The following is a 23,110-nucleotide window of genomic DNA, read 5'->3' on the forward strand; positions in this document are numbered from 1 at the left end:
AACCAAGGGAACGGCCTGTTTTCGGCCCGAACAGTCCATTTTTACGCAAGCCGGACCTGAGCCTTTGCCAATGGGCGTTCCAGCCCTACATTTAAGCCCATGACCGTCCATTTCCCGTTCCAGAACTCCTATTCGGCGCTGCCGGACACCTTCTTTGCCCGCGTGGCGCCAACCCCGGTTGCCGCGCCCCGGCTGATCAAGCTGAACCGGCCGCTCGCGGTCCAGCTCGGGCTTGATCCGGACCTGCTGGAGACGCCGGAGGGCGCCGAGATCCTGGCTGGCAAGACGGTTCCTGCCGGCGCGGACCCCATCGCGATGGCCTATGCCGGGCACCAGTTCGGGCAGTTCGTGCCCCAGCTCGGCGACGGCCGGGCGATCCTGCTCGGCGAGGTCATCGACAAGGACGGCGTCCGCCGCGACATCCAGCTCAAGGGCTCGGGCCCCACCCCCTTCTCCCGCCGCGGCGACGGCCGCGCCGCGCTCGGGCCGGTGCTGCGGGAATACGTCGTGAGCGAAGCGATGTACGCGCTCGGCATCCCGACCACGCGCTCGCTCGCCGCCGTCGTCACCGGCGAGCATGTGATCCGCGAGACCGCGCTGCCCGGCGCGGTGCTGACCCGCGTGGCCGCAAGCCACATCCGCGTCGGCACCTTCCAGTATTTTGCCGTGCGCCGCGACACCGACGCGATCCGCCGGCTCGCCGACCATGTCATCGAGAGACACTATCCGGAGCTGCGTGGCGCCGAGCGCCCCTATCACGCGCTGCTCGCCGGCGTCGTCGCCCGCCAGGCCGATCTCGTCGCGCGCTGGCTGCTGGTCGGCTTCATCCATGGCGTGATGAACACCGACAACACCTCGATTTCGGGCGAGACCATCGATTACGGCCCCTGCGCCTTCATGGACTCCTACGATCCTGCGCAGGTGTTCTCGTCGATCGACGAGATGGGCCGCTACGCCTATGCCAACCAGCCGCGCATCGGCTTATGGAATCTGACGCGGCTCGCCGAATGCCTGTTGCCGCTGTTCTCCGACGATCAGGAGAAAGCGATCGAGCAGGCGCAGGAAATTCTTGGCGCGTTCCCGGACACTTTCAGCAAGGCCTATCAGGCGGGCCTGCGCAGGAAGGTCGGCCTCTTCACCGAGCGCGACGGCGACGAGGCGCTGATCCAGGACTTGCTGGATGCGATGGCCAAGAATGCCGCCGACTTCACCCTCACCTTCCGCAAGCTCAGCGAGGCCGCGGCCGACGAAGATGGAGTTGCCGACGTCCGCGCGCAGTTCATGGACCCGACAGCGTTCGACGATTGGGCCAAGCGCTGGCGCGAGCGTCTCACTTCAGAGCCACAGTCCGCATCCGAGCGGCAGGCCGCCATGCACGACGTCAACCCCGCCTTCATCCCGCGCAACCACCGCGTCGAAGCGGTGATCCGCGCCGCTGTGGACAATGACGACTACACGCCGTTCGAAGAGCTGGTGAAGGTGCTGGCGAAGCCGTACGAAGATCAGCCGGACTACGCGGCCTACTCCGACCCGCCGTTGCCGGATCAACGCGTGTTGCGGACGTTCTGCGGGACGTGAGCGGCTGGCGCTCGCTGCTACCCGTTGCACGATCCGCTCCCTACCGCACCGCGAGACGACCCGGTTGACCCCCTCTGCCGTTCTGCCCAACAATTTGTCGCATCGGCAACCATCGTCATCAAACTGAAACACTCGCACTCTAACCGGCTGGCGGGCCGTCTTGCCGGAGGCGACCGTCCTCCCAGAGACCTGACACACGCGCCATGCCTTTCAAATTCATCCACCTCACCGACACGCATCTTGCGGGCCCCGGCCTGAAACTCTACGGCCTCGATCCGCGTGCCCGCCTCGATGCCGCCATCGCTGATATCAACACGCACCATGCCGATGCCGCCTTTGCCGTCGTGACCGGCGATCTCACCCATTGGGGTGACGCCGAGGCTTACGCGGATTTCGCAGCTGCGATGGCCCCGCTCAAGATTCCCTACATCGCGATGGTCGGCAATCACGACCGCCGCGTCGCCTGCCTTGACGGGCTCAAGGCGGCGCCGCGCGATACCAACGGTTTCGTGCAGGGCACGCGGATCACGGATCACGGCCTGTTCGTCTTCCTCGACACGCTGGACGAGACCAGCGATGCCGGCGAGATGTGTGCAAAGCGGCTCGGCTGGTTTGCCGAGACCCTCGCCAGGGCGCCGACTGATGTGCCGTTCGTCTTCTTCATGCATCATCCGCCGTTCCCGGTCGGCGTCCACGCGATGGACGAGATCGCGCTGAAGCAGAGCGCTGAATTTGCCGAGGTGATCGCGCCCTATCGTTCCCGCATCCGCCACCTGTTCTTCGGCCATGTGCACCGGCCGATCTCGGGCAGCTACGGCAAGATCCCCTTCTCCACCCTGCGCGGCACCAATCACCAGGTCTGGTTCGAGCTCGATCCTGCCGCCACCAACCATCTGGCGAGCCATGAGCCGCCGGCCTACGGAGTGGTGCTGATCGACCAGGAGAACCTGGTCGTGCACAGCCACGACTTCCTCGACACCAACCTGCGTTTCCCCTTCTCCCCACCAGAGGGGATGGACGACCGCGACTATGCGCTCAACTTCCCGGCGCGGTGAGATGAGCCTGGCCGAACCAGCATCGCTCGCCGTTACCAGAGCAGCACCGCCGCGCCTCAACGTCCTCCAAAGGTTCGCCGCCGGCTTCAAGGCCTCGCTTCCGGCCTATCTGCTGCTGTTGCCGTCGCTGATCTTCCTCGCGGCGTTCACCTACGGCGCGGTGGGACGGGTGTTCGTCGATGCGCTCTATCAGCGCGCCACGCCGCGGGCACCGAGCCGCTTCGTCGGGCTGGACAATCTGGCGGCCGTGCTCGCCGACCCCGCCTTTACCGGCGCTGTCGTCAACAATCTCATCTACGCGGTCGGCACCGTGGTGCCGAGCATGGCGCTCGCCTTTCTCTTTGCGCTGGCGCTGTCGCGCACCAATGCGGTGACGAGCGCACTGCGCGCTGCGCTGTTCCTGCCGGTGCTGATCCCGATGGTCGCAGCATCGGCGCTGTTCCTGTTCATCTTCCTGCCCAATGTCGGGCTGCTCGACCACTATATCGGCCGCCTGCTTCCGGTGCTGCCCAACTGGCTCGGCGATCCCGACATCGCGCTCGGCGCGATCATGGTGATCACGATCTGGAAGAACGCCGGCTACTACATGCTGTTCTTCCTCGCTGGCCTCCAGGCCGTGCCCGAAGACGCGATGGAAGCAGCTTACCTCGACGGCGCCGGACCTTATGCGCGCCTGCGCTACATCATCCTGCCCGAGCTCAGGCCCACCTTCCTGTTCGTCACCGTGATCGCCGGCCTCAATGCGGTGACGCAGGTCGACCACGTCTTCGTCATGACCAAGGGCGGACCGTCGAACGCGACCAATCTCGTGCTCTTCTACATCTACGAGCAGGCGGTCGAGCATTACGACGTCGGCAAGGCCTCGGCCGCGACGCTGCTCTCGCTCGGCGTGCTGATGGGGCTGACCGCGCTGTCCTTCCGCACGCTGGCAAACCGCGAGGGCGGGCCATGAATCCGTTCAAGCGGCTGTTCGAGGACGTTCCGCTCGCAACGCGAAACGAGATCACGCCGAAGCTCGGCTTTGTGCTCGTGGTGCTGCTCGCGCTGGTCTGGCTCATCCCGTTCCTGTGGATGGTGGTGGCGACGCTGCGGCCGGCCTCGGACGGCATCAACGCCATGGCCGAGCTGATGCCGAGCCTGAAACCCACGCTCGACAATATCAAAGACGCGTGGGACATCGGCGACTTCCCGCGCTACTTCCTCAACACGACCATCATCTGCACCGGCATCCTGCTCGTGCAATTCGTCACCGTGACGCTTGCAGGCTTCGCCTTCGCGCGGCTTTCCTTCGCCGGAAAGACGCTGATCTTCTACCTGTTCCTGCTCCAGCTCATGCTGGTGCCGGTGCTGCTGATCGTGCCGAACCTGACGCTGGTGGCAAAGCTCGGGCTCTACGACACCCTGACCGGGGTGATGATGCCGTTTTTCGCCTCGGCCTTCGGCACCTTCCTGATGCGACAGGCATTCGAGGCCATCCCGACCGAGCTCGAGGACGCGGCGTTGATCGACGGCGCCGGCGTGTTCGCGCGCATCCGCCACATCTACGTGCCGCTGTCACTGCCGAGCTTCTCGGCGTTTGCGATCGTCTCCGTCACCAGCCACTGGAACGACTTCCTCTGGCCGCTGATGGTGATCAATTCGCCGGACAAGCGGCCGCTCACCGTGGGGCTGTCCGTGTTCACCGCCACCGCCGAAGGTACGCAGGCCTGGGGCACGATCGCCGCCGGCACCTTGATCGTGATCGCGCCGCTGCTCGTCACCTTCCTGATCTTTCAGAAACGCTTCATCAGCTCTTTCGTCACCTCAGGCATCAAATAGGAGATTTTTCGATGCTGTTCTCCCGCCGGCTTGCGCTCGGCCTCACCATCGCGGGCGCCCTCGCCTTTCCGGCCTTTGCCGAAGGCCCGACCGAGATCGACTTGTTCTTCCCCGTCCCCGTCGACGGCAAGCTCGCCCGCGACATGGGCACCATGATCAAGGAATTCAACGAGACCCATCCCGACATCAAGACGACCGCGGTCTATACCGGCTCCTATGACGACACGCTGATCAAGACGCGTGCCGCGATCAAGGCCGGCAAGCCGCCGGCGGCCGTGATCATGTCGGCGAACTTTCTCCTCGACATGCAGATCGAGAACGAGCTCACCAATCTCGATTCCCTGATCGCCGCCGATGGCACCACCAAGGCGCAGTTCCTCGGCCAGTTCTTCCCCGCGCTGCACGGCAATGCCGTGATCAACCGCTCGGTCTATGGCGTGCCGTTCCACAACTCGACGCCGCTGCTCTACATCAACGCCGAGCAGGCCAAGGAAGCCGGTCTTGATCCCGACAAGCCGCCGCAGACCTGGACCGAAGTCACCGACTGGGCCAAGAAGCTCACCAAGCGCGAGGGCGACAAGGTCACGCGCTGGGGCATCGAGATTCCCTGCGCCTATGACTATTGCGGCTGGATGATGGAGACGCTCACCATGTCCAATGGCGGGCGCTACTACAACGAGGAGTTCGGCGGCGAAGTCTATTACGACACGCCCTCGATGCTCGGCGCGCTGTCCTGGTGGAACGACCTCATCGCCAAGCACAAGGTGCATCCGCCGGGCGCCACGCCAGGCCCGGCCGTGAGCACCGCCTTCATCTCCGGCAATGCCTCGATGATGATGCTCTCGACCGGCTCGCTCACTTACGTGCGCGACAACGCCAAATTCCCCTACAAGGTCGCGTTCATCCCGCGCAACGTCCGCAATGCCGTGCCGATCGGCGGCGCATCGCTGATCATCCCGGCGGGACTCGAGGCCGACAAGCAGAAGGCGGCCTGGACGCTGATCAAGTGGATGACCTCGCCGGAGAAGAGCGGCTGGTGGAGCCGTGCCACCGGCTATTTCGCCCCGAACGTGGCCGCCTACAAGACGCCGGAGATGCTCGACTTCCTCGGCAAGAATCCGGACGCGAAGACCGCGGTCGACCAGCTCGAAGTCGCAAAGCCCTGGTTTGCGACCTACAAGACCGTGCCGGTCCGCAAGACCCTCGAGGACGAGGTGATGCTGGTCCTGAACGGCAAGAAGCAGCCCAAGGATGCACTCGCCGCTGCCCAGAAGGCCGCCGACGAGCTGCTCAAGCCGTACAATGCCGAGACGGCGCTGAAGCTGCCTTGAAGTCAAACCGGGCGCTCCGTCAGACGGAGCGCCCGTTAACCTCCCGTCCACCATCCGGCCCGTCCCGGCGCCGGTAACCACGACAATTAACAGACCGTCAATTTCCCGCCGACAAGTCTAGCGATCTTTCGGGGAGTTGGCCGTGGATCTCTTGGTTTTCGAGTTCTTGGGACTGGCGATGCTCGCCATGTGCGTGGTCGTGGTGGCGCTGCCCTGCGGGCGGAAACCGTCGCAGCGGATCCGGTACGAGTAGGATTTCGTGTCCGCGGCCTGCGGTTTAGCCCTTCCGCGGCCGGCATCGACGATTCCGGCCGAAATCAAGCGTCGAATTCGTTCCAACCCCCTTGACATCACAGCACTTTCGGCAGAACGGCTGATGTACGTGTCATGGGCCGTTCATGGATCTGATTACCACCACCGCTGACCTAGCCGCTGCCTGCAGCCGGCTGGCCGAGCACCCCGTCATTACCGTCGATACCGAGTTCCTGCGCGAAACCACCTACTACCCGCTCCTGTGCGTGGTGCAGATGGCGAGCCCGAAGGAGGCCGTGGTCATCGATGCGCTGGCTGAGGGCATCGACCTCAAACCCTTCTTCGAGCTGATGGGCAACGAGAAGGTCCTGAAGGTCTTCCACGCCGCCCGCCAGGACATCGAGATCATCTGGCACCAGGCCAACATCATCCCGCATCCGGTGTTCGACACTCAGGTCGCGGCCATGGTGCTCGGTTATGGCGACAGCATCGCCTATGACCAGCTCGTCGAAAAGGTCACCGGCCACCGGCCGGACAAGACCCATCGCTTCACCGACTGGTCGCGCCGTCCGCTGACGAAGGAGCAGATGCACTATGCGGTCTCCGACGTCACCCATCTGCGCGAAGTGTTCGCCGCGCTCGATGCCGACCTGAAGAAGCGCCGTCGCAGCGAATGGGTCTCCATCGAGATGGAGATCCTGACCTCGCCCCGCACCTACGACTTCCACCCCGAGCGCGCCTGGGAGCGGCTCAAGACGCGGGTGCGCAAGCCGAAGGATCTGGCGGTGCTGATGGAGGTCGCGGCATGGCGCGAGCAGGAAGCGCAAAGCCGCGACGTGCCGCGCGGCCGCGTGCTGCGCGACGACGCGATCAGCGACATCGCCACCCACGCGCCGACCACGGTGGAGAAGCTTGCCCATCTGCGCTCGGTGCCAAAGGGCTTTGAGAAATCCAGGTGGGGCGCGGACATCATCGCCGCCGTCGAGCGCGGGCTGGCGCGCGACCTCTCGAAGCTGCCGAAGCTGGAGAAGCCGCGCAACAATTCCAACGGCGCGGCGATCGTCGAGCTGTTGAAGGTGTTGCTGCGGATGACCGCGGAGCGCCACGCGGTGGCGAGCAAGGTGATCGCGACCGTCGACGATCTCGAAGAGATCGCAGCCGACGACGAGGCCGACGTGCCCGCGCTGCGCGGCTGGCGCCGCGAGCTGTTCGGCGACGCCGCGCTCAAGCTGAAGCACGGCCAGCTCGCGCTCGCGATCGACAAGGGCCGCGTCGTCGGGGTGAGCCGGGCGTAATAGCCCGCAATCCCTCCCCAAGGTGGTCCTGGCGAAAGCCAGGACCATTACCCTAGGATTTCGTTAGGCAGTCGGTACTAGCCCCGAGTTCTATCGATAGATCACGCGGTATGGGTCCTGGCTTTCGCCAGGACGACACCCGAAGATGTGACCAACCGTACCGCTCACCACCACACGCCCCCTACGCCGGCGTCAGCTTTGCAGCTTCCGCCTTCATGTCGTCCAGCACGCCAGCGATGGTGCCAACCAGCTCGTCGATCTGGCCCTTGGTGACGATCAGCGGCGGGCAGATGGCGATGGCGTCGAGCATGTTGCGCGAGATGACGCCGCGCTCCTGGAGCATCCGCGCCGCGATGCCGCCGACGGCGCCCGGCGTGCTTGCGGCCATCTTGCGCTGCTTGTCGAGCACGAGCTCGATCGCGGCGATCATGCCGACGCCGCGAACCTCGCCGACGAGCGGATGGCTCGAAAGCTCACGCAGCCGCGCCTGCAAATGCGCTCCCGTCTCTGCAGCATGCGCGACCAGGCCGCGCTCTTCGATGATCTTGAGGTTTTCCAGCGCGACCGCCGCGCCGACCGGATGACCGCCTGCCGTGAAACCGTGGCCGAGAACGCCGATCTTGTTGCTCTCGTCCGCGATCGGCTCGAACATCCGGTCATTCATCAAGACCGCCGAGAACGGGAAATAACTTGAGGTGATCTGTTTGGAGACGACGATCGCATCGGGCTTGATGTTGTAGGTATCGCAGCCGAACATCTTGCCGGTGCGGCCGAAGCCGCAAATGACCTCGTCGGCGACGAGCAGGATGTCATACTTCTTCAAGACCTGCTGGACCTTGTCCCAGTAGGTCGCAGGCGGAACGATCACGCCGCCGGCTCCCATCACCGGCTCGCCGAAGAAGGCCGCGATGGTGTCCGGACCTTCCTTCACGATCAGCGCTTCCAGCTCCTCCGCACGTCGCGTCGCAAAGGCTTCCTCGCTCTCGCCAGCCTGGCCATCCTTGTAGAAATGCGGCGAGCCCGCGTGCAGGATATTCGGCAATGGAAGATCGAAGGAACGGTGATTGTTCGGCAGACCCGTGAGGCTTGCGGAGGCGATCGTGACGCCGTGATAGGCGCGCATGCGGCTGATCACCTTCTTGCGCTGCGGCTGACCGAGCGCATTCGAGCGATAAGCGATCAGCTTCAGCACCGTATCGTTCGCTTCCGAGCCGGAGTTGGTGAAGAACACCTTGCTCATCGGCACCGGCGCGAGGGCGACGAGTTTCTCGGCGAGATCGATCGAGGGCCCGTGCGATTTCGCGGAGAACGTATGATAGAACGGCAGGGCCTGCATCTGCCGGTACGCAGCCTCGACCAGCCGCTTCTCGTTGAAGCCGAGCCCGACGCTCCACAGGCCGGCCATCGCCTCGAAATAGCGCCTGCCCGCGGCGTCGAAGACATAGGGCCCCTCGCCTCGCTCGATCACCAGCGGGCCATTCTGCTGATGGGTACGCGCGTTCGTATAGGGATGGAGCTGGAACGCGACATCCCGGGCTTCTTGCGAATTGGGCAGCATGGTCATCACATCATTCCTTCAGCCTTCGGCTCGCGCCGAAACGGAGCTCGTCTGTCGATGGCATCGTCACTTGGCTATTGCGGCACGGCACAACTTGCAACGTCAATTCGTCGGCAGCACAGCAGCGTTGCAGGAAAACAGGTAATGCGTCGGTTCAGGCAGCCCCGTCATCATCGCCACCATCCGAGTCGGCCTCGGCCGCCTCGCGCGCCTCGACGAGTGCCATCGAGAGCAGATAGACGGTCGTTGACAGCCCAAGTCGGCGCGCGGCTTCGAGGGCGCGCGACAAATCGCCGACCAAACCTTCCAGCTCTTGCCCCCGGGATAATGTCGTCAATCACCCTCGTCGCGGGCCGCGCCCGTCTATACCGCGATGGCGCCGGTCCTGTTGAGTTCGGCGCTGGCGCGAACAGTAGCAAAATTGCCGATCACATTCATCACCGACTGCTTATAGGTCGCCGCGTCGCCACGGCCCGGATGGCGACAGGCGACAGCGTCGCTGACAACCTGATAGCGATGGCTTCTGTGAAACCCGTCGACCACCGTCGCCAAGATCGTCTCGTCGAGGGAGAAACCGAGTAGCACGCAGCGGATGTTCCGAATGTTCGCGCTGTAGTCCGCGAACCGCGCGGAACTGTAGGCCGACGGCAGCGGATGCTCAAACGTCATCTCCCCTGGGCGCGGCTTCAGCTCGCCAATCCAATCGGTCAGTTTGGATGCCGGATTGAACCAGGCGGCCTGCGCGATGCGCTTGAGGTGCATCACCGGCCAGAGATTGTCGCGCCACAGCGTCAACAACTCCAGGCAGCGCGAGGTCGTGGCGTCGCCATCGAGAATGACATGGCGACGCCCGGGAGTCAGATATTCGACCTGCAGATCGGCGCAAACCAGGATCGGCGGATCGTCGTCAATGAAGTCCGGCATTGGCTTGTTCGTAGCTGCACCAATTTCAGCGTTGAGCCATCGAGACGTTACGCAGCGGCGATGTCACCGCTCGTCCCGCCGAGGCGTCAAGCACCCCCGGCCGATCCCAATCGCCCTCGGGACGGATGATCACGTAAGGATCGCTGTCCAGCGTGATCGCGTCCGGCCCCGGCTCGATCTCGAGCACCATCTCGGTATAGGAAAAATCCGAGAAGGTGATCTTGCGATTGTGGCCGAGCGGCTTGGCACCGAAATGGGCCCAGAAGTCGACGAGCCGGTCCTGCGCCTGCCCATAGATCTTGCGGAAGCCTTTGCGCCTCACGTACTCGACGCTTGCCTGCACGAGCTTGAACGACACGCGCGAGCGCCGGTACTGATGCCGCACCGCGAGTCGCTCGACCTTGGCGAACTCGCCGAAGAAGCGAACGCGCAGGCAGCCGGCGGGCTCGTTGCCGATGAAGCCGATGAAATGCGCGGCGACCAAATCATTGCCATCGAACTCTTCCTCGAAAGGACAGTCCTGCTCTGCGAGATAGACCGCCGAGCGGATGGCAGTGACCAGCATGAGGTCGCTGGGATCGCGCGCGATGCGGACCGTGATGGCGCGCGAGTCAGGTTTGGCAAAAGGAATTCTAGTGCCGTGCATTTGCAAAACTCCCTACTTCGATCATTGCGCCCCGCCCGCGCATGGGCAGTCGATTCCATGGCCTCTCGTAACACCAGAGGTCGGGCTGGAAGCTCGCGATAGGCTCAAAACCCGTCGCTTTCATGATATCGCGTCCGGCAGCCGTCGACGGCTGCGCGAAACAATCGGCGCTTCGTAACCGCGGCTGCCGCAGATGCGCGGCCGCTTTGCCGAGTCCGGCGATGCCGCGGCCGGTGGTCGCGATGGCCCAGATGTAGATGGCCGAGACCTCCTCGTCGCCACATGCAAGATGCCGGATGTCGGGTTCGGTCAGACAGATCTCGTCGAGCAGCAGTGCGTCATGGCCGCGCTCGTTGAGAAACAGGAACGCCATTCCACCCACCAGTACGCCGTTCCGGGTGAAGGTCAGAAGGCATTGGGAATCGAAGGTGAAATAGCGCGCGAGCTCCTGCTCGCCGATGCGCACGCCGGGGACTAACCGGTGCGCCATGCCGGCAAGCGCGGCAATTTCGGAAAATTGCGCACAGTGGACATCGATGTCTGGACTGAGCGGCAGCGCGTCAAATTCATGCCTCGCGGCAAACGAGCCTCTTTCCATACCCATCCCACCCCTCTAAGTTTCGCCCTGTCCCGTTAGGATGAGGAGCTTATCGGGTAAGGAACAGGTGTATGCAGCAACTATTGCACCGGGGTGCTGCGATGACGCAGCACCGCAGCGATGAGTCCCTGGATGCATCCTGGGACGATTTGAAGCTGTTTTTAGCTTGCGCGAAATATAAAAGTTTCCGCAACGCTGCCGAAGAGCTCGGCCTCACCTCGACGACGCTGATGCGTCGGATCGACCGGCTCGAAGAGAGCATCGGCTGCAAGCTGTTTCTGCGCGACCAGAGCGGATTGACGCTGAGCGACGAAGGCACGGCGATGATCTCCGATGTCACCTTGATGGAGCGTCACGCCTTCAATGTATTTCGCCGCGCCTCGCGTGGTTCGAGCGACGCGACAGGCACCGTGCGCGTCGCAGTGACGGAAGGGCCCGGAAATTTCTGGATCCTGCCGCGACTGATCGACTTCCAGAAGACCTATCGCAAGATCACCGTCGACCTGCGCTGCGCAATGGAGCAGGCCGATGTTGCGCGCCTGGAGTCCGACATCGCGATCCAGCTCGAGCCGCCGACCAATCCGGATCTGATCGTGGCCAAGCTTGGCCGGCTGCACATCTATCCCTTCGTCTCGAAGGGTTACGAGAGCCTGCACGGCGTGCCCGGCACACTTGCCGAGTTGCCGAACCACCGGATCATCAAGCAGAGCGCACCGCAGGTCGACGATACCGCCTATGCGCGCATCCTGGGGCTCAAGTCGCTCGAGGGCATCGTCGGGATCAAGACCAACTCATCGGTGGGCGTGCTCTACGCGGTGGAACGTGGCGCCGGCATCGGCTTCTTGCCGACGGTGTCGATCGCAATCGGCGCGCCGGTCGTCGCCGTCGATCTCGGCGTCAGCCACCACGCCGATCTCTGGCTCACCTATCACAAGGAATTCCGCGCCTCGGAGCGACACAAGATCGTGGTCGAGTGGCTGAAGAAGATCTTCGATCCGCGCACCTATCCCTGCTTCCGCGACGAATTCATCCACCCGAACGAGCTGGTGCCGATGATGGCAACGGCCCGGGAGAGCTTTGGCCTGACGGGCTATGTCGCGGCGGCGCCGACCTGATCGGCAGCGGCTACCATCTGTACTCGAAGCCGACCGTGCCCTGGTGCGACCGCAACTCGTTGCGGAACTTGCCGTCATAATTGAGGTAGAGGCGCGCGGTGTTGGTCAGGCTGAGCGAGGCCGACGCGCCGGTGTCGAGGCCGTAGCGGCTCTCGCCGATGCCGGGCACTACGAGGCTCTGCCTGCCCAGGCTGACCTGGATCGATCCCAGGTCCTGATAGAAATTGTCGACGAACTTGCCGTAGGCTGACAGGTCCAGAATCTTCTGGTCGAAGATAAAGTAGCGCCCCACCTCGGCGCCGAGCATGAGGCGCGCGCGCGCAAGCGCGGACGAGCCGACGGTCAGGGGAAAGAGGCTGCCCGTCTCCTGGAACGAAGCGCTGGTGGCGCGGACATATTCCAGCGCAGCTTTGGGGACGAAGCGGATCTGGTCCTGGGTCCAGTAGTAGCTGATCTCGGTCAGCGCGCCGTCGATGGCGGCGCTATAGCGCGCAGTCGCAAAGCCAAAGCCGCTGTCCCGGCTGGAATGGACGTTGCCGAAGCCATGGACGAGCGCAAAGGCCCAGGTCCAGGGCCCCTTGTCGACGGAGCCGTTGACGCCGAGTTGGGTCAGATCCAGCGTTGCCGATTGGAGCGCCAAGGGCACGTCGATGTCGGTGTGGCTCTGGTCGACGGAGAAGCCGAGATTGACTCCCGGCGCAAGCCGCGCGCCGAAGCCCGCGACCCCGCCAACGGTCGTGCGCTTGTCGCCGACGAAGTCGCCCTGCGCGTCGGTTCGCATCGAAATGCCGTAACCCTCGAACCAGGTCCGGTAGCGCGGCCCTTCCGCCGCCTCGGCAGCGCCGCCACCGCCGGGATTGGTGCGGGAGGTCCTGTCGAAGCCGTTCGAGGCCTGGTTGCCCAGTCGCTCCAGGAAACTAGAGCCGAGATTGAGCGTGGTGTTGCCCGCCGACTGGCCGTAGTTGATCGCGGTAGGCGTCGGTGATGGCGTCGGTGACGGCGTGGGCGTCGGGGTTGGCGTCGGCGTCGCTGTGGGCGTCGGCGTCGGTGTGGGCGACTGTGCATGTGCCGGCGCGGCCATGATCATCAGCGAGAGCGCAAAGGCGACCGCAATAACGCTCGCGGCACGCCGGACAAGGTCCAACCGGCTCGTCCGTCTTGTTCCTGAGGGCTGCGAGAGGCAGCGCATGTCGACACAATTCCCGAAGCAAAATGGCAACGCGCAAAAATGCAACACGCATTGCAGTACCTCCGACGATTTGCGCTGAACCGGCATGAAGGGTCAATCGCCTGGGCAACACTGAATGGGATGATTGCCCCGCCCTGTGGTACCGCTGCCACAGGTCGCAAATTGTGCCATCGAACGTCGGTCGGGACTTTGAACTTTGCGCGCTGCTTGCGAGCAAGCGGTTTTCATGTTGCAATATCAGGCACAATCGGATTTGGCCGCTCGACTGTGCGTTTCGCGACATTGAGACTCAAGACTCGAACAGACTTCCGGAAGCCCGTTTGTGGCGTGGCACGCGCAAAGACGTCGCCGCGTCTTTTTTATGTCTAAAGGAGGAGACTGGCGATGCAAAAGGGCACCGTCAAATGGTTCAACCCGACAAAGGGCTATGGCTTCATCAAGCCGAACGGCGGCGACAAGGACGTGTTCGTCCACATTTCCGCGGTCGAGCGCGCTGGGCTGACCACCCTTAATGAAAATCAGGTGGTTGAATACGATCTCGTGGAGAATCGCGGCAAGACTTCCGCAGAGAACCTCAAGGTTCACTGACTTTCTGCTCACGATCGACACAGGCAAGCGTGAATTCCCCCGGCCCCGCCCGGGGGATTTCGTTTGTGGCTCAAGCCTGCATGGCGCTTCAGCTCACCACCGGCGAGATCAGGAAATTCTCCGAGCCACCGCTTCCCGCCGTCTTGCAGACGTCGCCGTCGATCCGGACCTTGCCGGTTGCAAGCAGTCGCAGCGCTTCTGGATAGATGCGGTGCTCGACTTCGAGGATGCGCTCGGACAGCGTGTCCGGCGTGTCGTTGTCGCTGACGGGAACGGCGCCCTGCATCACGATCGGGCCGGCATCGGTCGCAGGGTTCACGAAGTGCACCGTCGCGCCAGACAGTTTCACGCCGGCGCGCAAGGCCTGGCCGTGCGGGTCGAGGCCGGGGAATGACGGCAGCAGCGAGGGATGGATGTTGAGCATCCGCCCGTACCAGCTTTGCGTGAACTCGGCCGTGAACAACCGCATGAAGCCGCCCAGACAAATCAGCTCGATGCAGTGCTGGTCGAGGGCGGCCTGCAGCGCCGCCTCAAACCCTGCGCGGTTCTTGCCGAACGGCTTGCTCTCGATCACCAGCGTTTTCACGCCGCTCGCCCTCGCCTTTTCCAGGCCCAGCGCGTCGGCCTTGTTCGCGATGACGAGCGAGATCTCGGCCGGAAAATCCGGCATGGCGGCGGCCTTGATCAGCGCCGCCATGTTGGAGCCTCGGCCGGAGATCAGGATGGCGACGCGGCGCTTCATGGGTTTTACAGAGACAGATCGAGTTGGCCGTTATAGACGACGCGATGCTCGCCCTCGGCCGGGATCACGGTGCCGAGTTGCGCCACCGTCTCGCCGGCATCGGTGAATACCTGCATCACCTTGTCGACGGCATCCGGCTCGACGATCGCGATCATGCCGATGCCGCAGTTGAATGTGCGCAGCATTTCGAGCTCGGCCATGCCGCCTTGCGCCGCCAGCCATTTGAACACCGGCAGCACCGGCAAGCGGGCGAGATCGATGCCGACACCGAGATGTTTTGGCAGCACGCGCGGGATGTTGTCGGTGAAACCGCCACCGGTGATGTGGGCAAGGCCCTTCACCGCGCCGGTCTCGCGGATCGCACGCAGGCAGGATTTGACATAGAGCCGGGTCGGCGCGAGCAGCGCGCCCCCGAGCGTCATGACGGGCGCAAACGGCGCCTGGGCCTCGAAGCCGAGGCCGGACTGCTCGACGATCTTGCGCACCAGCGAGAAGCCATTGGAATGCACCCCCGAGGAGGCCAGCCCGATCACGGCATCGCCCGCGGCGATATCCTTGCGGGGCAGCAGCGTTCCGCGCTCGGCGGCACCGACCGCGAATCCGGCGAGATCATAGTCGCCGTCCTTGTAGAGGCCGGGCATCTCGGCGGTCTCGCCGCCGATCAATGCGCAGCCAGACTCGCGGCAGCCTTCGGCAACGCCCGCGACAATCGACGCAGCAGCCTCGGGGTCGAGCTTGCCGCACGCGAAATAGTCGAGGAAGAACAGCGGCTCGGCCCCCTGCACGACCAGGTCGTTGACGCTCATCGCGACGAGGTCGATGCCGATCCCGCCATGCAGGCCGGTCTCGATGGCGATCTTGACCTTGGTGCCGACGCCGTCGGTGGCGGCGACCAGGACGGGGTCCTTGAACCCGGCTGCCTTGAGGTCGAACAGGCCGCCGAACCCCCCGATCTCGGCATCGGCGCCGGCACGTGCGGTCGCGCGCACCATCGGCTTGATCAGGTCGACCAGGCGATTGCCCGCATCGATGTCGACGCCTGAATCGGCGTAGGTAAGGCCGTTTTTGCGGTCGGTCATGCCCGATTTCCAGTGGATTTGCGGCTGGTTACGTCGAATTCGAGGGCCGCGCAATGGCTCGCAAGGGGCCTGAGGCTATACTATGTAGATATCAACCGGTTCAGCCTCCAAAGGGCCGGATTCGAGGTCACACCGGGTGCCGGGAAGCGCCGCGTGAGTATTCCGAACATCATCACTTTGGGCCGCATCATGCTGGTCCCAATCATCGTCTGGGCCATCGTGTCGAGCCAAATGGAGGTGGCGTTCGGTGTGTTCCTGATCGCTGGGATCAGCGACGCCGTCGACGGCTTCCTGGCCAAGCGCTTCAACATGACGAGTGAGCTCGGCGCCCTGCTCGACCCGCTCGCCGACAAGGCGCTTTTGGTCTCAATCTACATGGCGCTGGGGATCTGGGGTGCCATCCCGCGCTGGATCGTCATCCTGGTGGTCTCCCGCGACATCATGATCGTCGCCGCCGTGATCGTGTCCTGGCTGTTCGACAAGCCGGTGGCCATGAAACCCCTGATGGTGTCGAAGCTGAATACCGCAGCCCAGGTGGCATTCGCAGCCTTGGTCTTGGCCGCACTCGCCTTCGGCTTCAAGCCGGAGCCCTATGATATTATCCTGATGGGCCTCGTCACGGTCTTCACGCTCACCTCGGTGTCGCTCTATCTCGTCGAGTGGCTGCGGCACATGAGCACGATCGAAGCGAAATGAGCGCAGACCGGCCCCGCAAAAGGCCAACTCGCAACCGATAGGCTTTTGCGCCAAACCCCTTTGGCACAAGTTTTGGCCGGCCCGTCCGGCATGGAGCAAAGCAAGCGTGGCAGGCCGCGTTCATCCCCGACAACTGGCGTTTTCGCTTCCGCACGCGGAAAGCCTGAGCCGGGACAATTTTCTCGAAGGCCCGGCCAACGCCGCAGGGCTCGCGCTGATCGACGGCTGGCCCGAATGGCCAAACCGGATCATGTGGCTGGCCGGGCCCGAGGGCTCAGGCAAGAGCCATCTCGCCGCCATCTGGGCCGAAGAAGCCGGCGCCCGCTCCACCACTGCCAATGCATTGATCGCGGCCGCGGTGCCTGGAGCGCTCGCCACGGGCGCACTGGTCGTTGAGGACCTGAAAGCGCAGGACTTTGATGAGCGCGCGCTCTTCCATCTGTTGAACCTCGCGCGCGAGGAAGGAGCCTACGTCCTGCTCACCGGCCGCGAGTTACCGGCGGCGCTGGATATCGAGCTGCGCGACCTGCGCTCGCGCGTGCGCGCCGTGCCGGTGGTGTCGCTCCTGCCCCCGGACGACCAGCTTTTCCGCGGCCTGATCGTCAAGTTCTGCGCCGACCGCCAATTGAGCGTCGATGAGAGCGTGGTGAGTTATCTTGCGACCCGCCTGGAGCGCTCCTCCGCAGCCGCTCGGCGGGCCGTGGAGCTGCTCGACAGCGAAGCCCTGCGGCTCGGCCGGCCCGTGACCCGTGCACTAGCCGCCGAGCTGCTCCGCGACGCCTGACCTTTTCAGACCCTTTGCAAGCCCCGCCCGCTTGACGCGGCCGACAAGCAGAACATCAATGTCATCGAAACGTCATCGCATTAACACATGCTCCCGCCGGTTTTGCGCGTAAGTCGCAAAGTAAGGCGAGACAAGATGGACCGACTTCTCATGGACTCCGCGCAAGCTGTTGAAATTAAAGAAAAAGAATCGGAATCGGCTGGCCTGCCGGCGATCGCCACGAGCCCCGAGCGATTCATCAATCGCGAGCTTTCCTGGCTGCACTTCAACCGCAGGGTCCTGGAGGAATCGGTCAACTCGCACCACCCGGTGCTGGAGCGGGTGCGATTCCTGTCGATTTCCGCGAATAACCTTGATGAGTTCTTCATGGTCCGCGTCGCCGGCATCAAGGCTCAGGTCCGCGAGGGCATCCCCGAGCGCAGCCCCGACGGCCTGACCCCGTCCGAGCAGCTGGCGCTGATCAACCGAACCGTCTCCCAGCTTGCGAGCGACCAGCAGGCGATCTGGCGCGACCTGCGCAGCACGCTTGCCGAGGTCGGCATTGTGCTCGTGGACGGCAAGGAAGTCACCAAGCCCGAACGAACCTGGCTGGAAGACTATTTTCTCCACAACGTCTTCCCGCTGCTCACGCCGCTGGCGATCGATCCCGCCCATCCCTTCCCGTTCATCCCAAGCCTCGGCTTCACCATCGCGCTCCAGCTCACGCGCGATGCCGACGGCAAGCAGATGAACGCGCTGATCCGCATGCCCGGCAAGATCGACCGCTTCATCAAATTGCCCGCTGAGGGCGTGACGCGGCTCATCCCTCTCGAGCAGGCCACCGCGCTCTTCATCAACCGTCTGTTCCCCGGCTACACCGTGCACGGCCAGGGCGCCTTCCGCATCATCCGCGACTCCGAAATGGAGATCGAGGAAGAGGCCGAAGACCTCGTGCGCGTGTTCGAGACGGCGCTGAAGCGCCGTCGCCGCGGATCGGTGATCCGGCTCGAGGTCGACGCCAAGACGCCGGAGCAGCTGCGCAGCTTCGTGCAGCACGCGCTCTCTGCGGCCGAAGACGAAGTATTCCTGGTCGACGGCGTGCTCGCCATGAACGAGCTGTCGCAACTCACCCGCCTCGATCGCCCCGACCTCGAATTCACCCCTTACGTGCCCCGTCATCCCGAACGCGTGCGCGAGCATGGCGGCGACATCTTCGCGGCGATCCGGCAGAAGGACCTCATCGTCCATCATCCCTACGAATCCTTCGATGTCGTCGTGCAGTTCCTCCAGCAAGCCACGCGCGACCCAGACGTCGTCGCGATCAAGCAGACGCTCTACCGCACCTCCAACAATTCGCCGATCGTGCGTGCATTGGCCGAGGCCGCCGAGGCGGGCAAGTCCGTCACCGCGCTGATCGAGCTCAAGGCGCGCTTCGACGAGGAAGCCAATATCCGCTGGGCACGCGACCTCGAGCGCGCCGGCGTGCAGGTCGTCTACGGCTTCCTCGAGTTGAAGACGCACGCGAAACTCTCGATGGTCGTGCGCCGCGAGGGCGGCAGCCTCACCACCTATGTTCACACCGGCACCGGCAACTACCATCCGGTGACCGCGCGCATCTACACCGACCTCTCCTACTTCACCTCGGACCCGACCATCGGCCGCGACGCTGCGCGCGTGTTCAACTTCATCACCGGCTACGCGGCGCCGAGCGATCTCGACAAGATGGCGGTATCGCCGCTGACGCTGCGCAAGCGCATCATCGAGCACATCCAGGGCGAGATCGAGTATGCACGGCACGGCAAGCCCGGCGCGGTCTGGATGAAAATGAACGCCCTGGTCGATCCCGATATCATCGACGCGCTCTATGAGGCATCTCAAGCCGGTGTCCAGGTGGAGCTCGTGGTGCGCGGCATCTGCTGCCTGCGGCCGGGTATCCCCGGCCTGTCGGAGAACATCCGCGTCAAGTCGATCATCGGGCGCTTCCTCGAGCACGGCCGCATCTACTGCTTCGGCATGGGCCAGGGCCTGCCGAGCGCGAAAGCGGCTGTGTATATCTCGTCAGCCGACATGATGCCGCGCAATCTCGACCGCCGTGTCGAGGTGCTGTGCCCGCTGCAAAATCCGACGGTACATCAGCAGGTTCTCGAACAGATCATGGTCGCGAATCTGAAGGACAATGAGCAGAGCTGGCAATTGTTGCCCGATGGATCGTCAACGCGTATGAAGGCCGCGAAGGGCGAGGAGCCTTTCAACGTGCACAACTACTTCATGACAAATCCGAGTCTGTCTGGCCGTGGAAAGTCGCTCAAGGAATCCTCGCCGCGGCGTCTCACGCGCCGGAACGAACGTCATCAGTCCTGACCGGGGATTGTTGCCGTGACGCGGCCGCGCAAACGTGGCGCAAGCGTCGCGGTGATCGATATCGGCTCCAACTCGGTTCGTCTCGTCGTCTACGAGGCACTGGCGCGGAGCCTCATTCCGATCTTCAACGAGAAGACGCTCTGCGGCCTCGGCCGCGAGGTGCAGAGCACGGGCCTGCTCGCGCCCGACGCGGTCGACAAGGCGCTGACCTCGCTGAAGCGATTTCGGGCGCTGTGTCGGGTGATGCAGGTCGGGCGCGTCTTTGCAATCGCGACCGCCGCGTGCCGTGATGCATCCAACGGCCCCGACTTCATCGCCAAGGCCGAGCGCATCTGCGCGGTGAAGATCGAGATCCTGTCGGGCCCGCGCGAGGCACGACTCTCGGCGCTCGGCGTCGTCTCCGGCATTCATCACCCCGATGGCATCGTCGGCGATCTCGGCGGCGGCTCGCTGGAGCTCGTCGAGGTCCACCGCAACAGCGTGCGCAGCGGCGTGACGCTGCCGCTCGGCGGGCTCGCCTTGCAGGATCTCGCGCATAAATCGTTGAAGCGCGCCGACCGCATCGTGCGCGAGGAACTCGACGCCGTGGCGCAGCTCAAGGCCGGGCGCGGCCGCACCTTCTATGCGGTTGGCGGCACATGGCGCGCACTCGCCCGCATCCACATCATCCAGAGCGGCTATCCGCTGCAGGTGATGCACGGCTATTCGATACCGGCCGCGGATGCGCTGGATTTCGCGCGGCGCCTGCGGCGCCTGGCTGCGTCCAACCTGCTAGCCGACATCGAACTGGTCGCCGACGCGCGGCGGCCCCTCCTTGCCTATGCCGCGCTCGTGCTCGAACACGTCATCCGCGTCGCACGGCCGAAGACGATCGCGTTCTCGACCTTCGGCGTGCGCGAAGGCCTGCTGCACGAGAAGCTGTCGGAAGCCGAACGCGCCAAGGACGGATTGATCTGCGCTGCAGAAGAGCTGAACCAGCTGATGTCGCGTTCGGCGCGCCATGCCCGCGAGCTCATCGAATGGACCGACCGCTTCGCGCGCGTGGTGAGGCTGCGCGAGACCGAGGAGGACCGCAGGCTGCGCCACACCGCGTGTCTGCTCTCGGACATCGGCTGGCGCGTCCATCCTGACCACCGCGGCGAGCAGACCCTGAGCCTCGTGGTCAACGGCAATTTCGGCGCAGTCAGCCACGAGGGCCGCGCCTTCGTCGGCCTGTCGGTGTTCTATCGCTACGCGGGCTTGAGCGAAGAGAACCAGCCGCCCCTGACCATGCAGGAGCTGCTCACGCCTGCGCATCTCGAGCGCACGCGGCTCCTGGGCGCCGCGTTCCGCGTTGCGCATCTGATCTCGGCGGCCCGGCCCGGCGTGCTGCCGGCTACCCATTTCCGCACCGAGGGCCGCAAGCTGATGCTGGTGTTCGAGCACCGTCTCGGTGATCTCGTCGCCGATCGCGTCGGCGGCCGATTCAAGCAGCTCGCCCGTCTGGTAGGCCGCTCGGGGTCGATCGTAAGGCGCTAGATTATTCCGCCGACACTTTGGCGTGGCGCTCGGAGGCCTCGAGCGCGGCAACATGCATGCTGCGCCGGCGCCAGATATAGCCGACGACCAGCACGACGATGACGCCGAGCACGCAGCTGAGATACTCGGCGCCCGCCCCGCCATGGGCAAATTGCGGCGGGATGCGCAAGCCTGCGAGCAGCGAATCCAGCGATGCGCCGAACGGACCGTCGGACAGCGCATGCAGCTTCGGCTCGACGCCCGGATCGGTCGCGATCACCTCGCCGGCGATCCAGCCGAGCAACGCCGCGCCGGCCCAGACCAGGATCGGCAGTTTTGACAGCAGCGCCATGATCAGCGCAGCGCCGGCGACGATCAGCGGCACGCTGACGGCAAGACCGAGCACCAGAAGCGGCACGCTGCCGTTTGCGGCAGCCGCGACCGCGATGACGTTGTCGAGACTCATGATGATGTCGGCGACAACGACGATCTGCACCGCCTGCCACAGATGCGAGGCCGAGGCGACGTCGTCCTCGTCCTCGCTTTCCGGCACCAAAAGCTTGGCGGCGATCACGATCAAAGCGAGACCGCCGACCAGCTTGAGGTATGGCAGCGCCATCAGGCTCGCGACGATGCCGGTGAACACGATGCGCAGCAGCACCGCCGCCCCCGCACCGAGCACCATACCCCATAGCCGATGCCGCGGCTTCAGCCCACGGCATGCAAGCGCGATCACCAGCGCGTTGTCGCCGGAGAGCAGGATGTTGATCCAGATGATCTTGCCGACCGCGACCCAGAAGGCCGGTTCGGCCATTTCATTGCGGAACTGGGTGAAGAACGACCCGAGCGTGCCGGGGTCGAAGATCTGCCAGAGCCAGTTCACAATGCGTCCTTCCGATCAGCCGACGATCTCGTTGCCCGAGAAGAACTGGGCGATCTCGATCACGGCCGTTTCGGGGGCGTCGGAGCCATGCACCGAGTTCTCGCCGATCGACTTGGCGTAGAGCTTGCGGATAGTGCCGTCAGCCGCCTTCGACGGGTCGGTCGCGCCCATCGCCTCGCGGTACTTGGCGATCGCGCCCTCGCCTTCCAGCACCTGGACGACCACGGGGCCGGAGGTCATGAACTCGACGAGCTCGCCGAAGAACGGGCGGGCCTTGTGCACGGCATAGAAGGTCTCGGCCTGGCCCTTGGTCATGCGGATGCGCTTCTGGGCGACGATGCGCAGGCCGGCCTTCTCGATCACGGCGTTGACAGCGCCGGTCAGGTTACGCTCGGTCGCGTCGGGCTTGATGATCGAGAAGGTGCGTTCAATCGCCATGGTTCTATCCTTGAGAGGGGGTGATTTGGAGTTGCCGGGCTTATATCGGCGCTCTCGGCGAACGGCAAGCGACCGGCTAAAGGGCTTCACGGGCTGATCGCCGCGGGAGACCGAGCTGTGGAATTACAATTATTTCACCGAGATGAACCCAATCTGCAACCTCCGTTCAGGCCCCGGTTCAGGATCGCGGGCCTAAGGTCGGGGCCATCGAGACGCGTTCTGCCTTTCAACAGGCGTTTCGGCGGCCATTCCATCGACGCGCAGGCCCGCGCCGGCAGTTTTGAGGAGATCACATGTTCAGGAAACTTTCGCTTGCTGCAGTCGCCGCGGTCGCGCTGGGTGCCGCGCTGGCTCCGACCTCTGCCTCCGCCCACTGGCATGGCGGCTGGGGTGGCTGGCATGGCGGCTGGCACGGCTACGGCTGGGGCGCACCGCGCTTCTATGTCGGCGGCCCCGTCTCCTACGGCTATGGCGGGTGCTATGTGCGCCAGCTGGTCCCGACCCCCTGGGGACCCCGCTGGCGGCTGGTGAACCGCTGCTACTGAGCCCGTCAGCACCTTCCAAGAGAACGAACCAAGAGAACGAACCAAGAGAACGACCAGAAGAAGTCCCGGCGTCCCCCGCCGCCGGGGCTTTTACCTTGGGTAGCACATCGCCGCTTTCATACAGTCTTTACTAGAATGGAAGGCGGTCCCATCGGGGCC

Annotated in this window: 23 protein-coding genes; 13 read left to right on the top strand and 10 right to left on the bottom strand. The window is 64.2% G+C overall.

All coding sequences use genetic code 11. The features are described 5' to 3' along the window. Positions 1-99 precede the first annotated feature (99 nt). The 6 genes from SO156_RS02600 to rnd all read left to right on the top strand — a co-directional run bounded on the left by SO156_RS02600 (position 100) and on the right by rnd (position 7,329). Positions 100-1,578 (top strand): protein adenylyltransferase SelO, encoded by a 1,479-nt coding sequence (locus SO156_RS02600; protein WP_498533722.1) that lies wholly within the window; start codon positions 100-102, stop codon positions 1,576-1,578. Positions 1,579-1,781: 203 nt separating this feature from the next. Continuing rightward, a complete protein-coding gene (locus SO156_RS02605) occupies positions 1,782-2,633 on the top strand; it encodes a phosphodiesterase (protein WP_498533723.1) in 852 nt (283 codons plus the stop codon). Between the two features lies 1 nt (position 2,634). Then, positions 2,635-3,585 (top strand): carbohydrate ABC transporter permease, encoded by a 951-nt coding sequence (locus tag SO156_RS02610; protein ID WP_498533724.1) that lies wholly within the window; start codon positions 2,635-2,637, stop codon positions 3,583-3,585. Then, positions 3,582-4,451, top strand: coding sequence for a carbohydrate ABC transporter permease (locus SO156_RS02615; RefSeq protein WP_498533725.1), 870 nt, complete (start codon positions 3,582-3,584; stop codon positions 4,449-4,451). The genes SO156_RS02610 and SO156_RS02615 overlap by 4 nt, the downstream gene beginning before the upstream one ends. 11 nt (positions 4,452-4,462) lie before the next feature. Beyond that, a complete protein-coding gene (locus SO156_RS02620) occupies positions 4,463-5,782 on the top strand; it encodes an ABC transporter substrate-binding protein (protein ID WP_498533726.1) in 1,320 nt (439 codons plus the stop codon). 398 nt (positions 5,783-6,180) lie between these two features. Then, positions 6,181-7,329: a ribonuclease D gene (gene rnd / locus SO156_RS02625; RefSeq protein ID WP_498533727.1), complete on the top strand. Its 1,149-nt coding sequence runs from the start codon at positions 6,181-6,183 to the stop codon at positions 7,327-7,329. A gap of 181 nt (positions 7,330-7,510) precedes the next feature. Here the strand turns inward: rnd and SO156_RS02630 are convergent, their stop codons facing one another. The 5 genes from SO156_RS02630 to SO156_RS02650 form a co-directional block, all read right to left on the bottom strand. Then, on the bottom strand, positions 7,511-8,893 hold the full coding sequence (locus SO156_RS02630; RefSeq protein ID WP_498533728.1) for an aspartate aminotransferase family protein: 1,383 nt from the start codon (positions 8,891-8,893) through the stop codon (positions 7,511-7,513). A gap of 148 nt (positions 8,894-9,041) precedes the next feature. Next, the gene (locus tag SO156_RS02635) at positions 9,042-9,224 is read right to left on the bottom strand and encodes a hypothetical protein (protein WP_458150570.1); all 183 of its coding nucleotides are present in this window, start codon (positions 9,222-9,224) and stop codon (positions 9,042-9,044) included. A 26-nt stretch (positions 9,225-9,250) separates the two neighbouring features. Further along, complete coding sequence (locus SO156_RS02640) at positions 9,251-9,811, bottom strand: isochorismatase family protein (RefSeq protein ID WP_458150569.1); 561 nt, start codon at positions 9,809-9,811, stop codon at positions 9,251-9,253. A gap of 25 nt (positions 9,812-9,836) precedes the next feature. After that, positions 9,837-10,457, bottom strand: a complete 621-nt coding sequence (locus SO156_RS02645; RefSeq protein ID WP_498533729.1) for a GNAT family N-acetyltransferase — start codon at positions 10,455-10,457, stop codon at positions 9,837-9,839. Next, positions 10,444-11,061, bottom strand: coding sequence for a hypothetical protein (locus tag SO156_RS02650; RefSeq protein ID WP_458150567.1), 618 nt, complete (start codon positions 11,059-11,061; stop codon positions 10,444-10,446). The genes SO156_RS02645 and SO156_RS02650 overlap by 14 nt, the downstream gene beginning before the upstream one ends. Before the next feature lie 65 nt (positions 11,062-11,126). Between SO156_RS02650 and SO156_RS02655 the strand changes: the two genes are divergently transcribed. Further along, positions 11,127-12,170, top strand: coding sequence for a LysR family transcriptional regulator (locus tag SO156_RS02655; RefSeq protein ID WP_458150566.1), 1,044 nt, complete (start codon positions 11,127-11,129; stop codon positions 12,168-12,170). 10 nt (positions 12,171-12,180) lie between these two features. On the opposite strand, the gene SO156_RS02660 is transcribed toward SO156_RS02655, so the two are convergent. Continuing rightward, on the bottom strand, positions 12,181-13,359 hold the full coding sequence (locus tag SO156_RS02660; RefSeq protein WP_498533730.1) for an autotransporter outer membrane beta-barrel domain-containing protein: 1,179 nt from the start codon (positions 13,357-13,359) through the stop codon (positions 12,181-12,183). Positions 13,360-13,743: 384 nt separating this feature from the next. On the opposite strand from SO156_RS02660, the gene SO156_RS02665 reads away from it, so the two are divergent. Beyond that, complete coding sequence (locus SO156_RS02665; protein ID WP_283042530.1) at positions 13,744-13,947, top strand: cold-shock protein; 204 nt, start codon at positions 13,744-13,746, stop codon at positions 13,945-13,947. Between the two features lie 88 nt (positions 13,948-14,035). On the opposite strand, the gene purN is transcribed toward SO156_RS02665, so the two are convergent. Together purN and purM are read right to left on the bottom strand one after the other, a co-directional pair. Beyond that, positions 14,036-14,689, bottom strand: a complete 654-nt coding sequence (gene purN / locus SO156_RS02670) for a phosphoribosylglycinamide formyltransferase (protein ID WP_498533731.1) — start codon at positions 14,687-14,689, stop codon at positions 14,036-14,038. 5 nt (positions 14,690-14,694) lie between these two features. Next, positions 14,695-15,768, bottom strand: coding sequence for a phosphoribosylformylglycinamidine cyclo-ligase (gene purM, locus SO156_RS02675; protein WP_498533732.1), 1,074 nt, complete (start codon positions 15,766-15,768; stop codon positions 14,695-14,697). 153 nt (positions 15,769-15,921) lie between these two features. On the opposite strand from purM, the gene SO156_RS02680 reads away from it, so the two are divergent. The 4 genes from SO156_RS02680 to ppx all read left to right on the top strand — a co-directional run bounded on the left by SO156_RS02680 (position 15,922) and on the right by ppx (position 21,106). Next, on the top strand, positions 15,922-16,464 hold the full coding sequence (locus SO156_RS02680) for a CDP-alcohol phosphatidyltransferase family protein (protein WP_458150562.1): 543 nt from the start codon (positions 15,922-15,924) through the stop codon (positions 16,462-16,464). Positions 16,465-16,570: 106 nt separating this feature from the next. Continuing rightward, a complete protein-coding gene (locus tag SO156_RS02685; RefSeq protein WP_458150561.1) occupies positions 16,571-17,248 on the top strand; it encodes a P-loop NTPase family protein in 678 nt (225 codons plus the stop codon). A 150-nt stretch (positions 17,249-17,398) separates the two neighbouring features. Further along, positions 17,399-19,588, top strand: coding sequence for an RNA degradosome polyphosphate kinase (locus SO156_RS02690; protein ID WP_458150574.1), 2,190 nt, complete (start codon positions 17,399-17,401; stop codon positions 19,586-19,588). A 15-nt stretch (positions 19,589-19,603) separates the two neighbouring features. Further along, positions 19,604-21,106, top strand: a complete 1,503-nt coding sequence (gene ppx / locus SO156_RS02695) for an exopolyphosphatase (protein ID WP_498533733.1) — start codon at positions 19,604-19,606, stop codon at positions 21,104-21,106. Position 21,107: 1 nt separating this feature from the next. Here ppx and SO156_RS02700 read toward each other — a convergent pair whose 3' ends face one another. Both SO156_RS02700 and ndk read right to left on the bottom strand, forming a co-directional pair. Beyond that, the gene (locus SO156_RS02700; protein WP_458150559.1) at positions 21,108-21,968 is read right to left on the bottom strand and encodes a TerC family protein; all 861 of its coding nucleotides are present in this window, start codon (positions 21,966-21,968) and stop codon (positions 21,108-21,110) included. Positions 21,969-21,983: 15 nt separating this feature from the next. Next, positions 21,984-22,406 carry a nucleoside-diphosphate kinase gene (gene ndk, locus SO156_RS02705; protein ID WP_027522612.1) on the bottom strand — a complete coding sequence of 141 codons (423 nt, stop codon included), beginning with the start codon at positions 22,404-22,406 and terminating at the stop codon, positions 21,984-21,986. A 293-nt stretch (positions 22,407-22,699) separates the two neighbouring features. Here ndk and SO156_RS02710 point away from each other — a divergent pair, with 293 nt between their 5' ends. After that, the gene (locus SO156_RS02710) at positions 22,700-22,951 is read left to right on the top strand and encodes a sulfur globule protein precursor (protein WP_498533734.1); all 252 of its coding nucleotides are present in this window, start codon (positions 22,700-22,702) and stop codon (positions 22,949-22,951) included. Positions 22,952-23,110: the final 159 nt, after the last annotated feature.

The organism is Bradyrhizobium sp. UFLA05-125, from assembly GCF_059803515.1.

What these genes read in the sequence shown, in the direction of transcription:
- SO156_RS02655 (WP_458150566.1), top strand. Translation starts at nt 11,127, where the DNA reads ATGCAGCAACTATTGCACCGGGGTGCTGCGATGACGCAGCACCGCAGC.
- SO156_RS02630 (WP_498533728.1), bottom strand. Translation starts at nt 8,893, where the DNA reads ATGACCATGCTGCCCAATTCGCAAGAAGCCCGGGATGTCGCGTTCCAG.
- SO156_RS02600 (WP_498533722.1), top strand. Translation starts at nt 100, where the DNA reads ATGACCGTCCATTTCCCGTTCCAGAACTCCTATTCGGCGCTGCCGGAC.
- SO156_RS02660 (WP_498533730.1), bottom strand. Translation starts at nt 13,359, where the DNA reads ATGCGCTGCCTCTCGCAGCCCTCAGGAACAAGACGGACGAGCCGGTTG.
- SO156_RS02610 (WP_498533724.1), top strand. Translation starts at nt 2,635, where the DNA reads ATGAGCCTGGCCGAACCAGCATCGCTCGCCGTTACCAGAGCAGCACCG.
- SO156_RS02620 (WP_498533726.1), top strand. Translation starts at nt 4,463, where the DNA reads ATGCTGTTCTCCCGCCGGCTTGCGCTCGGCCTCACCATCGCGGGCGCC.
- SO156_RS02665 (WP_283042530.1), top strand. Translation starts at nt 13,744, where the DNA reads ATGCAAAAGGGCACCGTCAAATGGTTCAACCCGACAAAGGGCTATGGC.
- rnd (WP_498533727.1), top strand. Translation starts at nt 6,181, where the DNA reads ATGGATCTGATTACCACCACCGCTGACCTAGCCGCTGCCTGCAGCCGG.
- purN (WP_498533731.1), bottom strand. Translation starts at nt 14,689, where the DNA reads ATGAAGCGCCGCGTCGCCATCCTGATCTCCGGCCGAGGCTCCAACATG.
- SO156_RS02650 (WP_458150567.1), bottom strand. Translation starts at nt 11,061, where the DNA reads ATGGGTATGGAAAGAGGCTCGTTTGCCGCGAGGCATGAATTTGACGCG.
- SO156_RS02640 (WP_458150569.1), bottom strand. Translation starts at nt 9,811, where the DNA reads ATGCCGGACTTCATTGACGACGATCCGCCGATCCTGGTTTGCGCCGAT.
- purM (WP_498533732.1), bottom strand. Translation starts at nt 15,768, where the DNA reads ATGACCGACCGCAAAAACGGCCTTACCTACGCCGATTCAGGCGTCGAC.
- SO156_RS02615 (WP_498533725.1), top strand. Translation starts at nt 3,582, where the DNA reads ATGAATCCGTTCAAGCGGCTGTTCGAGGACGTTCCGCTCGCAACGCGA.
- SO156_RS02605 (WP_498533723.1), top strand. Translation starts at nt 1,782, where the DNA reads ATGCCTTTCAAATTCATCCACCTCACCGACACGCATCTTGCGGGCCCC.
- SO156_RS02690 (WP_458150574.1), top strand. Translation starts at nt 17,399, where the DNA reads ATGGACTCCGCGCAAGCTGTTGAAATTAAAGAAAAAGAATCGGAATCG.
- SO156_RS02645 (WP_498533729.1), bottom strand. Translation starts at nt 10,457, where the DNA reads ATGCACGGCACTAGAATTCCTTTTGCCAAACCTGACTCGCGCGCCATC.
- ndk (WP_027522612.1), bottom strand. Translation starts at nt 22,406, where the DNA reads ATGGCGATTGAACGCACCTTCTCGATCATCAAGCCCGACGCGACCGAG.
- SO156_RS02710 (WP_498533734.1), top strand. Translation starts at nt 22,700, where the DNA reads ATGTTCAGGAAACTTTCGCTTGCTGCAGTCGCCGCGGTCGCGCTGGGT.